Origin of the sequence: Prosthecomicrobium sp. N25, from assembly GCF_037203705.1 — a bacterium.
Taxonomy (GTDB): Bacteria; Pseudomonadota; Alphaproteobacteria; order Rhizobiales; family Ancalomicrobiaceae; genus Prosthecodimorpha.
The window spans coordinates 3,113,332-3,126,829 of sequence record NZ_JBBCAT010000001.1; the positions used below are offsets into that span (position 1 = coordinate 3,113,332).

Genomic DNA, 13,498 nt, shown 5'->3' on the forward strand with positions numbered 1-13,498 from the left:
TCGCCCGGGACCTGCCCGGGCAGGACAGAAACGGAAGGCAGAGCAAGAGTCGAGTGTGCGCGCGCAAATTTCGATAGCGCCCCTCAGCCCCGCGCCTGCGCGGCACGCCAGGCGAGATACTCCGCCTCCGCGTCGGCGCGCAGGGGATAGTACTTGCGCATGTCCCCGCCCTCGCTCAGCCGGAGGCGCGAGAAGACCTCCCAGTCGGCGTGCTTCCGCCCCTCCTCGACCACCTTCTCGGCGAGCGCGACCGGCACCACGACCGCGCCGTCGTTGTCCGCCACCACGATGTCGCCCGGCATGACGAAGACCCCGCCGCAGGCGATCGGCACGTTGACCGCGAAGGGGAAGATGTTGGTCTGGGCGTGGAAGTTCGGCGTGGTGCCGCGCAGCCAGACGCCGGGTCCCATGCTGCAGGCCTTGTCGGAATCCCGGATGCAGCCGTCGATCACGACGCCCTCCCCGCCGACGCCGGCGAAATAGGCCATCATCATCTCGCCGAAGATGCCGCTGGTCATGTCGCCGCGCGCGTCGATCAACACCATGTCGCCCGCCTCCGCATGGTAGAGGACGTGCCGGTGCAGCTGCTTCTCCGGGTCGTCGTATTCGGCCGCCCCGAACATGTCCTCGCGCATCGGCATGAACTGGAGCGTCAGGGCCGGGCCGGCCGAGACACGGCCGGGCGTGTAGCTGCGCGGGCCCGTGATGGCGACGTTGCGGATGCCGAGAAAATAGAGCTCGCTGGCGATCGTCGCGCTGCCGATCTCCTTCAGCGCCGCCACGAGGTGCTTCGGCGGACGGGTGATGTTCTGCGTGTGGGTCATGGAGAACTCCGGAGAAAGGCGGCCATGAAGCGGGATCAGTCGTCCCAGCGCGGGGCCTTGGCGGGGTGGATGCGGCGATAGCCCCGATCGAGGCGCCGGATCTCGGCGATCTCGTCGGGACTCAGGGACACGTCGCGGGCGGCGAAGTTGGCGCGGAGGTTCGCCTCGGTCGACGAGGCAGGGATCACCGCGTGGCCCTCCGCCATCAGGAAGGCGAGCGCCACCGCGGCGGCGGTCACGCCCTGCGCCCCGGCGATGCGGCCGAGGACTGGGTCGCCGCCGACCTCGCCCTTGGCGAGCGGCTGGTAGGCGGTCAGCATCACGCCGCGCGACCGGGCGAAGGCCGTCAGCCGCGGCGCCTGCAGGTAGGGATGGATCTCGACCTGGTTCGTGACGATCGCGCCGGGGCCGAGCAGGGCCTCGGTGCGCTCCAGGAGCGCGACGGGGAAGTTGGAGACGCCGATCATCCGGGTAAGGCCGCGTTGCTGCGCCTCCGCGAGCGCGGTGACGTAGTCCTCGAGCGGCACCCGGTCCATCTCGCTCGGCCAGTGGATCAGGAGGAGGTCGACGGGCCCGAGGTCGATCGTCGCGAGGCTCAGCTCGACACTGGGCATGAAGTCCGCCCCGGCGAGATTGCTGTCGGCCACCTTGGTCGTCACGAACACCTCGGACCGGGGCAGGCCCGAGCGCCGGATCGCCTCGCCGACATTGATCTCGGTGCCGTAGGACTGGGCCGTGTCGAAGTGCCGGTAGCCGACCTCGATCGCGGTCTCCAGGGCTGTGAGGCCGGCGGGGCCGATCCGGCCATACGTGCCGAGGCCGAACTGGGGAACGGGCGAAGCGTAGGACATGGGGTGGATCATCCCTTGGTGGCGCCCGCGGTCAGGCCGCCGACGAAGTGCTTCTGGAAGATCAGGAAGAGGAGCGCGATCGGCACCGTCATCACCATCGAGGCGGCCATCACGGCGCCCCAGTCGGTGTTGAACTCGGTCGAGAACTCGGCGAGCCCGATCGGCAGGGTCTTGACCGAGGAATCCGTCGCGAAGCAGAGCGCGAAGATGAACTCGTTCCAGGTCGTAATGAAGGCATAGACCAGCACGGCCATGATTCCGGGCAGCGACAGCGGCAGCGTGATGGCGAAGAGGATGCGCAGCCGGCTCGCCCCGTCGACGATGGCCGCCTCCTCGAGCTCGATCGGGATGGCACGGAAGTAGCTCGTCAGCATCCAGACGCTGAGCGGCAGGGTGATGATCATGTAGACCATGATCAGGCCCCAGTAGGTGTTCACGAGGCCGAGCACCCGCAGCGTGATGAAGAGCGGCACGATGATGGCAGCCGTCGGCAGGAGCTGGCCGACCAGCACGCAGCTCTGCCAGAAGGCCTGGCCGCGGAAGCGGAAGCGGGCGAAGCCGTTGGCGGCGAAGATGGCGAGGATCAGGGCGAGCCCGGTCGATCCGACCGAGATGATGATCGAGTTGAGGAAGTAGCGCGGGATGTTGCTCTGGAAGATGACCTTCTCGTAGTTCGCGAGCGTCGGGTTCTCGGGCCACCAGTGCGGCGGGATCGTGTAGAGCTCGCGCAATTCCTTGATCGAGGAGACGCCCATCCAGACGAAGGGGAAGAGGCACACGAAGACGACCAGGGCCGATCCCAGGAGGATCAGCGGCCAGCCGAGGCCCGGCCTGGTCAGGCTGCCGGCTTCAGACGGGATCGCGCTCATGTGCCCTCCCCCGCCCGGTCGGCGAGCAGCCGGATATAGACGAAGACCACCACCATCACGACGGCGAAGAAGAGCACGCTGAGGGCCGCGGCCTGGTTGAACTCGACCGCCTCGAAGGCGAGCCGGAAGATCTGGATCGGCGTGATGAGGGTGCGGTTGGCCGGGCCGCCGCGCGTGATGGCGTAGATGATCGTGATGGCGTTGAGGCCCCAGATGACGAGGAGCAGCGTGACGGCCGTCACCACCGGACGGATCTGCGGCAACATCACGTGGCGGATCTCGCCCCAGTAGTTCGCGCCGTCCATCCGCGCCGCCTCGTAGAGGTCGTTGGGGATCGACTGGAGCGCGGCCAGCACCATGATCGCCACGAAGGGAAAGAGCTTCCAGACGTTGATGGCGATCATCGCGGGCAGCACGGTGTCGCCGCGGGTCAGCCAGCCGATCGGCTCGGGCAGGATGCCGACCCCGGTCATCATGTAGTTGATGATCCCGAACTCGGTGTGGAACATCCAGGCCCAGGTCGTCGCCGCCACGATGCCGGGGATGATCCAGGGGACCAGCGCGACGGAGCGCACGAGGGCGCGGCCGGGGAAGTTCTGGTTGAGCAGGATCGCGGTGGCGACCCCGAGCAGGACCTGGAAGACGATCGAGCCCGCCACCCACCAGAGCGTGTTCCACAGCGCCTGGGTGGTCACGCGCGGGCGCAGGACGGCCGAGAAGTTCTTGAGGCCCACGAGGTTGCCTTGGTCGTCCGTCACGCTGAGCCAGCCCGTGTAGACCACCGGGTAGGCGATCAGCATGAAGAGGACGACCAGCGCCGGCAGGGCGAAGACCAGGCCTGCATTGCTGCGCATGGGAGGAAGGCGCTCCGGGTTGGGGCGGGACGGCGCCGAAGGGAGGCTTCGAGGCACGTCGGCGCGGCCGGGTCGCGCCCGGCCGTCGCATGTCGGGGGAGCCGGACGGCGAGCGGCCGGGTCCCCGGTGACTCATAAGGCGGGGCCCTGCCGGTCGGCGCCCGGAAGGGCCGCGGCCTCAGAGGAGCGCGGTGATCTCCTCGGCCACCTGGTCCATCGACTTCTGCACAGTCTGTTCCCCGAGCAGGATGCGCTGGATGCCGTCGAAATAGGCCTGGACCATCTTGACCCAGTTCTTGTGGGCCGGGACCGGGCGGCCGTAGGGCAGCATCGTCGCGAAGGGCTTCAGCATGGGATCCTGGAACCGCTCGGCCTTGAGCGAGGAGATGCGGGCCGGGAACGTGTCCGTGTAGAAGGCCTGGTTCTCGGCGGTGCTCAGGAACTGGATGAGCTTCTTCGCCTCCGCCGGGTTCTTGGCCGCCTTGGGGATCACGTAGCTCCAGCCGCCGAGGATCGCGGCGGTCTGCTTGCCTTCGGGATGCGGGATCGGCATGGCGCCGAGGCTGAGTTTCGGGTTCTCCTTGGCGATGGCCGGCAGGTCGAACTGGCCGGACTGGTAGGCCGACACCGTGCCGGCGACGAAGAGACGGCGAAGCGACAGGCCGTCGTTCTCCAGCGTCGATTTCGGCGCGAGGCCTTGCTTGTAGAAGTCGGTGTAGAAGGTGACGGCCTTGACCGCCTCCGGCTTGTTGATGAGCACCTGCTTCTGGTCGGCCGACAGGATGTCGCCGCCGGCCATCCAGATGAAGGGCAGCGAGCGGAAGATCGTGTTGCCGACCTCGCCGCCGCCCGTGATGCCGAAGCCGGAGCGCCCGCTCTTGGTCAGCGCCTTGGCGGCCGCCACGAGCCCGTCCCAGGTCTCGATCGGCTTGTCGGGATCGAGCCCGGCCTCCTTGAAGTGGTCCTTGTTGTAGATGATGCCGTGGGTCTCGATCCGGTACGGGACCGCCCAGGCCTTGCCGTTCCAGGTGACGTAGTCGAGCGCCGACTTCTGGTAGTCGGCCTTGTCCTGCAGAGTGTCGTCGAGCGGCAGGACGAGGTCGTTCTGCGCGTAGCCGTTTACCCAGCCGTGCTGGACCTCGATGACGTCGGGCCCCGCGCCGGAGCGCATGGCGGTGAGCACCCGCTCGGGCAGGCCGTTGGAGACCGTCACCTCGATCTTGACGGTGATCCCGGGATTGGCGGCCTGGAACTTCTGGACGAGCTCGCGCGCCCGCGCCTCGCCCCAGTTCGGCGCCCACCAGGTGACCTCCCCGGCCTTCGCGGGCAGGGACGCGGCGCCCGCCAGGAGCGCCAGGGCCAAGAGGCCCGTTCGGGTCTGAGCGTTCATGTCTCTTCCTCCCTTGGGGGAGCCTTCCCGGCTCCGGTTCTTCGTTGGATTCCTCCTCAAGCGGTTCGCGCGGCGGGTCCCTCCTCCCGGCGGCCGGCGGACCACGAGGGTCCGAGCAGATGCGCATGGGCGACGAGGGCCCTCATGTAGCCCACCGTGTAGGCGTGCCCGGCGTGCCAGGGCGCCGCGCAGGTGAGGTCCGGGACGTGATCCGGCACCATCACCCCGTCGAAGGACTCGTCGCGCAGGATGCGGACGATCTCGGTCATGTCGACGTCGCCGTCGTCCACGAAGGCCTCCACGTAGGACGGGACCTTGCCGCGTACGTTGCGGAAGTGGACGTAGGCGATCGCGCCGGCCCGGGCGTGACGTCGGGTGGTCTCGTAGACGTCGCCGCCCGCCATCTCCTGCAGGGACCCGATGCAGAACTCGAGCGCGTTGGCCCGGCTCGGCCGGAGCGCCAGCAGACGGTCGTACTTCTCGTGGCTGTTCACGAGCCGGCCGCAGCCCCGCAGGGTCTCGACCGGCGGGTCGTCCGGATGCGCGGCGAGGCGCACGCCCGCCTCCTCGGCGACCGGCACCAGCTCGTCCAGGAAGCGGCCCAGCCTCTCCCACAGCTCCGCCTCGGTGACCCGCACCGGGCCGGCGCCCGGGCGGGCGTCGCGGGTGCGCATGTTCCAGACCATGCCGTCCGGGATCGGCCGCGCCGCGTCCTCCGGCGAGAGGTCGTAGGTGACCGTCGTCGCCCCGCCGCGGGCGAGCGGCGCGCGCCGCCAGCCCCAGACGCCGGCGATCGAGAAGTTGTAGCCGATGACCGGGATCCCGGCCCGGCCGGCGGCGCGGACGAGGCGCTTCAGACCGTCCATCTGGTCCGCCCGGCGCGGCCCGTCGAGAAGCACGTCGGACCAGTGCGCAGGCGAGAAGTTCTCGAGCGCCGCCACCTTCAGCCCGTGCCGGGCCAGCATGGCGACCGTCCCGGACAGCCGCTCGTCGTCCCAGGCTGGCTCGTTCCGGCAGTCCCCGAGGATCGGCCCGACCTGACCGCCGGTGAGGTAGGGCCCGGCGTCGGCGCCGCCGGCATAGTCGTTGAAGTGGATCACCACGTCGCCCACGCCGAGTTCCGCGGCGAAGCGTGCGCCGTCCTCGGAGAGGTTCTTGCCGGTGAGCGTCAGTCCGACCCGCATGTCGCAGGCTCCGGGAAGGAACTCTTGGCCAATTCATATTTGAACCGACCGAGTTCTCTAAGAAATACTGTGCCACGTCTTGGGCGCAAGTCAACGCCATCTCCCCGGCACGCCCTCACTATCGGTGATTTCCGAGAGGGGGGCCTCCGGGGGCCGGAAACGGGATCAGCCCCCGGCCTTGCGGCGCGCGATCGCCCGGGCCTGCATGGCGTCGGGCATCATCTGCATGAGCTCGATCCGGTGGCCGTCCGGATCCTCGATCCAGCACTGCCAGTTGCCGTCCGCGCCGAGCACCTTGGGCCGGATCAGCGGCACGCCGGCCGCCTCGAGCTCGCGGACCGACTGTTCGATGTCGGGCACCTCCAGGCACATGTGGTTGTAGCCGACCGCCTCCCGCTCGGCCGCCCGGTCGCCGACCCCCTCGGGAAAGACCTCGAGATACTGCGTGTCGGTGATGCGCAGGTAGAGCAGCCAGAGCCGGCCGTCCCGGTCGATCCGCATCAACTCCTCGAAGCCGAGCTTGCCGACGTAGAAGTCGAGCGTCGGGCCGATGTCCTTCACCCGGATGGCGACATGCGTGATGCACGAGACGGTCAGCATGGCTTCCTCCCTCGCGGATGCCCGGTTCCGGCTCCGCCCCTTGCCGGGGGCGGGGAGCTTGCCAGGTCATTCCAGATATGAAATTCTATCGTTCAAATATGATGGTAAGAGTCGCCGACCGCCCATGTCAACCGCCGAGCCCAGCAGCCCCGCCCGGGATCGCCCCTCCGGGCCCGCCGGACTGGAGCCGAAGCACACCATTCCCGCCATCGACCGCATGATGGACGTGCTGGGCGTCCTGGAGCGGCGCGAGGCCGGCGCCTCCATCACGGCCCTCGCCGCCGAGCTCGCGGTGCCGCGCACGACCGTCTACCGGATCCTCAACACCCTGCAGGCGCACGACATGGTCCAGCGGGACCCGGGCGGCTCCTACCGCCTCGGCCGCCGCATCCTGCGCCTCGCCGCCCATGTGAGCCCGGCCGCCGTCGACGTCGACCTCGCCGCGGTCGCCCAGCCCTTCCTGGACCGGCTGTCCGCCGACCTCGGCGCCAGCGTCAAGCTCTCCGTCATCGACCACGAGGGCGTATACGTGCTCGCCGTCGCCCAGGGCCGGCGCGAATACGCGCTGACGGTGGCACCCGGCCAGCGCATGCCGATCCACGCCGGCGCCGCCAGCAAGCTCCTCCTCGCCCACCTGCCGCCGGACCAGCAGGCCTGGTGGCTGTCGCGGCCACTTCAGGCCTTCACGGCGCGATCGATCACCGACCCGAAGCGCCTGCGTGCCGAGCTCGCCCGCATCATCCGCCAGGGCTGGGCGCAGGACCGCGGCGAGCACGCCCCGAGCATCCACGCCTACGCGGCCCCCGTGGTCGGCCGCGAGGGCCGGGTCGTCGCCGCCCTCAGCGTCCCCTTCCTGCTCGGCACCGCCCCCGACCGCATGGAACAGATGCGCCTAGCCGCCATCGCCACCGCCCGCGCGATCTCCGACACGATTGCATCCTGAGCCTCGGGCCAAGGAGCCGTCGGGAGATCCGGACGCCGCCCGCCCGGTCCGCAGCGCCGCGGCCGGCGGAAGGCGCTGGCCCCCCCGGCTCTGCGCCTCTTTTCGGCCGGGGATGCAAGTAGAGGGGCGGCCCTGGGCCGACGCCGCCGGCCTCAGCCCGCGAAGGCCACCGCCACAGCGCCGATGCCCTCGAAGCGGGCTTCGACCCGGTCGCCGGGCTTGGCTGGGAAGGGTCCGACGCGGGCACCGGTGATGACCACGTCGCCCGCCTTCAGGCCTCCGCGGCGGTCGGCGGCGTGGGTCGCCAGCCAGGCGAGGGCGTCCAGGGTGGCGGCGGTGCTGCGCCCGGACGGGCCGTCGTGGATCGTGGCGCCGTTGACGACGACCCGGACCGGCACCGACGCGAAATCGAGGGCGAGGCCGGCCGGCGTGCCGGTACCGAGGAGAACGGTGGCGTTGCTCTGCTGGTCGGCGAGCGCGGTCAGCATCGCGACGCTGCGCCGGTCCGCGAAGGCCGACCCCACCATCTCCACCGCCGCATGCACCGACGCGACCGCCGCCCGCACCTCCTCGACGCGGTAGGGGCGGCCGATCGGCGGCAGGTCCGCGCCGAGCACCAGCGCGATCTCGATCTCCACCTCCGGGTCGCGCAGCGCGCCGACAGGGTACACGGTCCCGTCGGGATGGAACCGGTCGCGGTCGATCGGCGCGCCGTAGTAGTCCGGGACCGGCGCGACCTTCCAGCCGCCCACCCCGGCCCGCGCGACGGTCGCGTCCTGGATCGCGTAGGCCTCCGCGGCCGTCGACGGCTTCAGGTCCTCCGGCAGGTCGGCGATGGCGGTTCCCTGGCGGGCGGAGCGAAGCAGATCGGCGGCGCGGGTGGCTGTACGGCTCAAGGGACGACCCCGGTGCTGGAACGATGAGGACGGCGACGATAGGGGGCGCCCGTGGACCGGTAAAGCACTGATCCGGCTTCATGGAGACCGACCTCGGCCCTCCCGCCGCACCACCGTCAGGGACGGAACGGCATCGGCCCCCGCACACCGGGTCCGCCCGGGGCTTCACGTCGGCCGGCCGTGCGCCTCCAGGCTGGCGGCGAGAGGCGTGGTGCCGGCGCCGGGAAGCTCCGGGCGCCGGTAGCGGCCGTCGACCACGCGGATCGGCTCGACGAAGTGATCCTTGATCCACGGGATGTATTCCAGGATCGAGGAGGCCGGGTGCCAGAAGCTCAGGTGCACGTGGACCTGGCTCATCTCGCCCGCATGGGGCGCCACCGGCAGCCTGTGCGCCAGCGCCAGGTCGGCGACCTCGATATATTCCGTGATGCCGCCCACGCGCGTCACGTCCGGCTGCACGAAATGCACCGCGCCGGCATCGACGAAGCTGCGGAAGGCGTCGAGCGTGTAGAGCTGCTCGCCGAGCGCCACGGGGATCGCACTCGCCTGCGCCAGCGCCGCATGGGAGCCGACGTCGTCGTACCACATCGGCTCCTCGAACCAGAGGATGTCGAGCGGCGCCGCGGCCCGGCAGAAGCGCAGGCAGGTCGGCAGGTCCCACTTGCCGTTGCCGTCGATGGCGAGCGTCACGTCCGGGCCGATGGCCCGGCGCACGGCCTCCAGCCGGCGCACGTCGCGCATCGGATTGTCGTGCCCGACCTTCACCTTGAGCCGCCGGAACCCGTCCGCCTCGACCGCCCGACGGCAGAGGTCGACCAGCAGGTCGTCGCCGAAGGAGAGCCAGCCGATGTCGGTATTGTAGGCGTCGAGCTCGGCCCGCGTCGCCCCGCCGAGATGCAGCCAGAGCGGCACCCCGGCCCGCTTGGCGGCGAGGTCCCAGAGCGCGACGTCGACGGCCGCAACCGCCAGGTGGGTGATGCCGGCGCGTCCGACCCATTGCGTGGCCGGATTGCGCGCCAGCTTGCGCCAGAGCCGCCGGTGCTCGCGCGCGTCCTCGCCGATGAGGAGCGGCGCGTAACAGTCGCGGATGCAGGCGGTGATCAGCCGGTCGGAGGCGAGGTGCGCGTGCGTGCCGGTGAAGCCCCAGCCCTCCAGACCGTCCTCCGTCCGGATCCGCGCGCCGACCACGCCCCAATGCGTGATGCTGTGGGTGGAATCGGCGATCGAGTCCGCCGTCAGCGGCAGGTGCATGATGAAGGGGTCGACGGCGGCGATCTTCACGGCGGGGGATCTCCCAGGCTTCTGCCGGGCGAGGGCCGCCCCGGGGCTTGCCGGCGCGACCATGCGGCCTCAGGCCAGCGCGGGCCCCGCGGTGCGACGGGGCGCGACGCTCACCAGCTCGCCAGCCACTGGTCGAGCGGCATGACGTCGTTGGGATCGCCGCTGTCGCGCATCCAGCTGTCGACGATCCAGTCCCGGCCGCCCGCCACCTCCTGGAACACCGCCGTCGCATGGGCGTACAGGAAGCCGCCGCGCGATTCCGGGCGGATCACGCGATGATGCCGGAGCAGGCCCTTCTCCTGGAGATAGACCAGGATGGTGGTCGAGTTGGTGGCCTCGTCGAGGCAGTCGGTCTGGCCGCGCTTGTTGGCGTGCTTGGGCTCGGAGCCGCGGATGTCGGGCGGACCGCCGAGCAGCGGTGCGGCATGCTTCTCCCACCACTGGACAGCCAGGTCGATCGCCTCCCGCTCCGCCTCGGGCGTGGCGGCGTGCGAGGCGAAGAGCTCCGTGAGCGTCTTCAGGTCCTCGCCGCTCATCGGGATCGCCGTGCGCAGCCGGCACTCGAAGCCGTGGCAATAGACGAGCCTGTCGCCGGAGGGCAGCGACATGCCGCCCCGCTCCTGGTACCAACTCACCAGTCCGTAGGGCGGGCGGAACGGCACGGGCTCGGGGATGGGCCCGATCGAGCCGGTGACGACCGGGTCGGCGGCGCGCCGCGCCTTCGGCTTGGCGGGCTTCGCGGTCGCCACGGTGGCGGACGCCTCGATGGCCTTGCCGGCTTCCGCCGGCTTGTCACCCTGGCCGGCCGCGGCCGCGGGCAGTGCCGCCAGGGTGGCGGCGAGGACGAGGGCAGGCCCGATCGATCGCATGGTCTGGTCCCGGCGGTTGATTCGTTGGCAGAGGATATCGCCTCCGGCCCGCCCCGCGCTATGTCGCGCTCGGGAAGCCCGGGGGACTTCGGCATCCCGGGCCCTTTCGCGGCCCTCGCCGAGATGATAGGCGGTGGCCCATGACCGAGATCAGACCCGTCCATGTGATCGGCGGCGGCCTCGCCGGATCGGAAGCCGCCTGGCAGCTCGCCGGCCGCGGCGTCCCCGTCGTGCTCCACGAGATGCGTCCGGTGCGCGGCACCGAGGCGCACCGGACCGAAGGGCTCGCCGAGCTCGTCTGCTCCAACTCCTTCCGCTCCGACGACGCGGCCACCAACGCCGTCGGCCTGCTGCACGAGGAGATGCGCCGGGCCGGCTCGCTGATCATGGCCTGCGGCGACCGCCACAAGCTCCCGGCCGGCGGCGCGCTGGCGGTCGACCGCGACGCCTTCTCGGCCGACGTGACCGCCGCCCTGGCGGCGCATCCGCTCGTGGAGATCCGCCGGGAGGAGATCGCCGGCCTGCCCCCCGGGGACTGGGACGAGGTGATCGTGGCGACCGGCCCGCTCACCTCGCCCGCCCTCGCCGAGGCCGTGCGGTCGCTGACCGGCGAGACCGAGCTCGCCTTCTTCGACGCGATCGCGCCCGTCGTCCATCTCGACTCCATCGACATGACGCGGGCCTGGAAGCAGTCGCGCTACGACAAGGCCGGCCCGGGCGGCACGGGCGCGGACTACATCAACTGCCCGCTCGACCGGGACCAGTACGAGGCCTTCGTGGACGCCCTGCTCGCGGGCGAGAAGACCTCCTTCAAGGAGTGGGAAGCCTCGACGCCCTATTTCGACGGCTGCCTGCCCATCGAGGTCATGGCCGAGCGCGGCCGCGAGACCCTGCGTTTCGGGCCGATGAAGCCGGTCGGGCTGACCGACCCGCACCGTCCCGAGAAGCCCTGGGCGGTCGTCCAGCTCCGCCAGGACAACGCCTTCGGCACGCTCTGGAACATGGTCGGCTTCCAGACCAAGCTGAAGCACGGCGAGCAGGTCCGGGTCTTCCGCACCATCCCGGGCCTGGAGCAGGCCGAGTTCGCCCGCCTGGGCGGCCTCCACCGCAACACCTATCTCAATGCGCCGAAGCTGCTCGACCCGACGCTGCGCCTGAAGGCCCTGCCACGCCTGCGCTTCGCCGGCCAGATCACCGGCTGCGAGGGCTACGTCGAGAGCGCCGCCGTCGGGCTCCTGGCCGGCCGCTTCGCCGCCGCCGCCCGCCTCGGCCACCCGGCCGTACCGCCCCCGGTCACCACCGCACTCGGCGCCATCCTCGGCCACATCACCGGCGGCCACCTGTCGGTCGAGGGGGACGGTCAGGCCGCGCCGCGCTCCTTCCAGCCGATGAACGTCAACTTCGGCCTCTTCCCGCCGATCGAGGCGCCCAAGTCGCGCGACGGCAAGCGCCTGCGGGGCACCGAGAAGACGCTCGAGAAGAAGCGCGCCCTCTCCGCCCGCGCCCTCGCCGACCTCGCCGCATGGCTCGCCGGCGACATGGCCGCCGCCGCCGAGTAGGCCCGCCCGAACGCGAAACGGGCGCGACCTGTCCGGCCGCGCCCGCGTGCTTTCAGGCAGGGGAGCGGCATGGGCCGTCATCCCCCGGTTCGCCTGGACGTTCCCTGAACCTGTCGCAAGGACCGATAATCCCTGTCGGATCGCCTCCCGGGCCTGCCTTCAGCAGGCCCGGCTCTCCGCAAACCCCTGGCGCGTGGCGAGCAGAACGTGGCCGACCGCGACGCGGGACAGGAAGAACGGTTCGGTCTCTCCGGCCTTCGCCAGGCGGATCACCGCCCGGGCCAGTTCGTTACGCAGACACGACGCATCGATACCCGACGTGACGGGGCGCATCTTCTTGAGGTGCCGCTCCGCCTCGTCCATCGCAAGACCCAAGGACTTGACCTCCTCGGGTGTGAAGTCGGCCTTCTCGTAACGTGAGACCACAGCCTGCCTCCCGAGTCCTCCCGCGCCTATTTGTATGATTATTAGGCCGGCGCAACATCCATACAGTAACACCGTCCCGGACGGGCGGTCCAGTACTGAAAAACACGGTCAGCGTACAGTCACCGCTGGAGCTTGGCGGTTCAAATTTTACAGAAAACGATTTCACGACATGTTGTCGTCATCGAAACGCGTGCTGCAGCGTCTGGCGCAGGCCGTGGTCGGTCAGGTCGAGGCGGAGCGGCGTCACCGAGACGGCGCCGCGGTCGAGCGCCCAGAGGTCGCTGCCCTCGGCTGGCGACAGCCGCTTCGGCCGGTAGGCGATCCAGTAGTAGGGGAACCCGCGGTTGTCCATCCGCTCGTCGACATGGATGAGGTCGCCGTTGCGCTCCCCCTGCATGGTGACGATCACGCCGTTGCAGTCCGCCGGCGCCCGGTTCGGGAAATTGACGTTCATCAGGATCCCGTCGGGGATCCCGGTCTTCAGGATGGTCCTGACGATATCGGGCCCGAGCGCCCGCGCCGTCTCCCAGGGCACCTCCGAGCCGTCCTTCCAGCCGAAGGCCTGGCTCATGGCGATCGACGGGAAGCCCAGGATCGTCCCCTCCATGGCGCCCGCCACCGTGCCCGAATAGGTCACGTCGTCGGCGATGTTGGCCCCGCGGTTGACGCCGGAGAGGACGAGGTCCGGCTTGCCCGGCAGGATGTGGCGGATGCCCATGATCACGCAATCGGTCGGCGTGCCGCGCACCGCCATGTGCCGCCCGTCGATCTCGCGCAGGCGCAGCGGATCGGAGAGCGTCAGCGAATGGGCCTTGCCGGACTGGTCGGTCTCGGGCGCCACGACCCAGACGTCGTCGGTCAGCGCCCGCGCGATGTCCTCCATCACGGCGAGGCCGGGCGCATGGATGCCGTCGTCGTTGGTGATCAGGATGCGCATCGGGCCCTCGAACGC

The 13,498-nt window shown here is 70.3% G+C and carries 14 protein-coding genes; 2 read left to right on the top strand and 12 right to left on the bottom strand.

Annotated elements, in window-relative coordinates; translation table 11 throughout:
- Window positions 1–83: 83 nt before the first annotated feature.
- The 7 genes from WBG79_RS14145 to WBG79_RS14175 form a co-directional block, all read right to left on the bottom strand.
- Complete coding sequence (locus WBG79_RS14145) at window positions 84–824, bottom strand: ribonuclease activity regulator RraA (RefSeq protein WP_337357743.1); 741 nt, start codon at window positions 822–824, stop codon at window positions 84–86.
- A gap of 35 nt (window positions 825–859) precedes the next feature.
- The gene (locus WBG79_RS14150) at window positions 860–1,675 is read right to left on the bottom strand and encodes an aldo/keto reductase (protein ID WP_337357744.1); all 816 of its coding nucleotides are present in this window, start codon (window positions 1,673–1,675) and stop codon (window positions 860–862) included.
- Between the two features lie 8 nt (window positions 1,676–1,683).
- The gene (locus tag WBG79_RS14155; protein ID WP_337357745.1) at window positions 1,684–2,544 is read right to left on the bottom strand and encodes a carbohydrate ABC transporter permease; all 861 of its coding nucleotides are present in this window, start codon (window positions 2,542–2,544) and stop codon (window positions 1,684–1,686) included.
- Window positions 2,541–3,398: a carbohydrate ABC transporter permease gene (locus WBG79_RS14160; protein WP_337357746.1), complete on the bottom strand. Its 858-nt coding sequence runs from the start codon at window positions 3,396–3,398 to the stop codon at window positions 2,541–2,543. The genes WBG79_RS14155 and WBG79_RS14160 overlap by 4 nt, the downstream gene beginning before the upstream one ends.
- A gap of 178 nt (window positions 3,399–3,576) precedes the next feature.
- On the bottom strand, window positions 3,577–4,788 hold the full coding sequence (locus WBG79_RS14165; protein WP_337357747.1) for an ABC transporter substrate-binding protein: 1,212 nt from the start codon (window positions 4,786–4,788) through the stop codon (window positions 3,577–3,579).
- Window positions 4,789–4,844: 56 nt separating this feature from the next.
- A complete protein-coding gene (locus tag WBG79_RS14170; protein ID WP_337357748.1) occupies window positions 4,845–5,972 on the bottom strand; it encodes a mannonate dehydratase in 1,128 nt (375 codons plus the stop codon).
- Between the two features lie 165 nt (window positions 5,973–6,137).
- A complete protein-coding gene (locus tag WBG79_RS14175) occupies window positions 6,138–6,572 on the bottom strand; it encodes a VOC family protein (protein WP_337357749.1) in 435 nt (144 codons plus the stop codon).
- A 124-nt stretch (window positions 6,573–6,696) separates the two neighbouring features.
- Between WBG79_RS14175 and WBG79_RS14180 the strand changes: the two genes are divergently transcribed.
- The gene (locus tag WBG79_RS14180; RefSeq protein WP_337357750.1) at window positions 6,697–7,515 is read left to right on the top strand and encodes an IclR family transcriptional regulator; all 819 of its coding nucleotides are present in this window, start codon (window positions 6,697–6,699) and stop codon (window positions 7,513–7,515) included.
- 152 nt (window positions 7,516–7,667) lie between these two features.
- On the opposite strand, the gene WBG79_RS14185 is transcribed toward WBG79_RS14180, so the two are convergent.
- The 3 genes from WBG79_RS14185 to WBG79_RS14195 form a co-directional block, all read right to left on the bottom strand.
- Window positions 7,668–8,411: a 2-keto-4-pentenoate hydratase gene (locus tag WBG79_RS14185; RefSeq protein WP_337357751.1), complete on the bottom strand. Its 744-nt coding sequence runs from the start codon at window positions 8,409–8,411 to the stop codon at window positions 7,668–7,670.
- 165 nt (window positions 8,412–8,576) lie between these two features.
- Window positions 8,577–9,692, bottom strand: a complete 1,116-nt coding sequence (locus tag WBG79_RS14190; protein WP_337357752.1) for a mandelate racemase/muconate lactonizing enzyme family protein — start codon at window positions 9,690–9,692, stop codon at window positions 8,577–8,579.
- A gap of 110 nt (window positions 9,693–9,802) precedes the next feature.
- The gene (locus tag WBG79_RS14195; RefSeq protein ID WP_337357753.1) at window positions 9,803–10,561 is read right to left on the bottom strand and encodes a hypothetical protein; all 759 of its coding nucleotides are present in this window, start codon (window positions 10,559–10,561) and stop codon (window positions 9,803–9,805) included.
- A 140-nt stretch (window positions 10,562–10,701) separates the two neighbouring features.
- Here WBG79_RS14195 and trmFO point away from each other — a divergent pair, with 140 nt between their 5' ends.
- A complete protein-coding gene (gene trmFO, locus WBG79_RS14200; protein ID WP_337357754.1) occupies window positions 10,702–12,120 on the top strand; it encodes a methylenetetrahydrofolate--tRNA-(uracil(54)-C(5))-methyltransferase (FADH(2)-oxidizing) TrmFO in 1,419 nt (472 codons plus the stop codon).
- A gap of 159 nt (window positions 12,121–12,279) precedes the next feature.
- On the opposite strand, the gene WBG79_RS14205 is transcribed toward trmFO, so the two are convergent.
- Together WBG79_RS14205 and surE are read right to left on the bottom strand one after the other, a co-directional pair.
- Window positions 12,280–12,546, bottom strand: a complete 267-nt coding sequence (locus WBG79_RS14205) for a hypothetical protein (protein ID WP_337357755.1) — start codon at window positions 12,544–12,546, stop codon at window positions 12,280–12,282.
- A 178-nt stretch (window positions 12,547–12,724) separates the two neighbouring features.
- On the bottom strand, window positions 12,725–13,483 hold the full coding sequence (surE, locus tag WBG79_RS14210) for a 5'/3'-nucleotidase SurE (RefSeq protein WP_337357756.1): 759 nt from the start codon (window positions 13,481–13,483) through the stop codon (window positions 12,725–12,727).
- Between the last annotated feature and the right edge of the window lie 15 nt (window positions 13,484–13,498).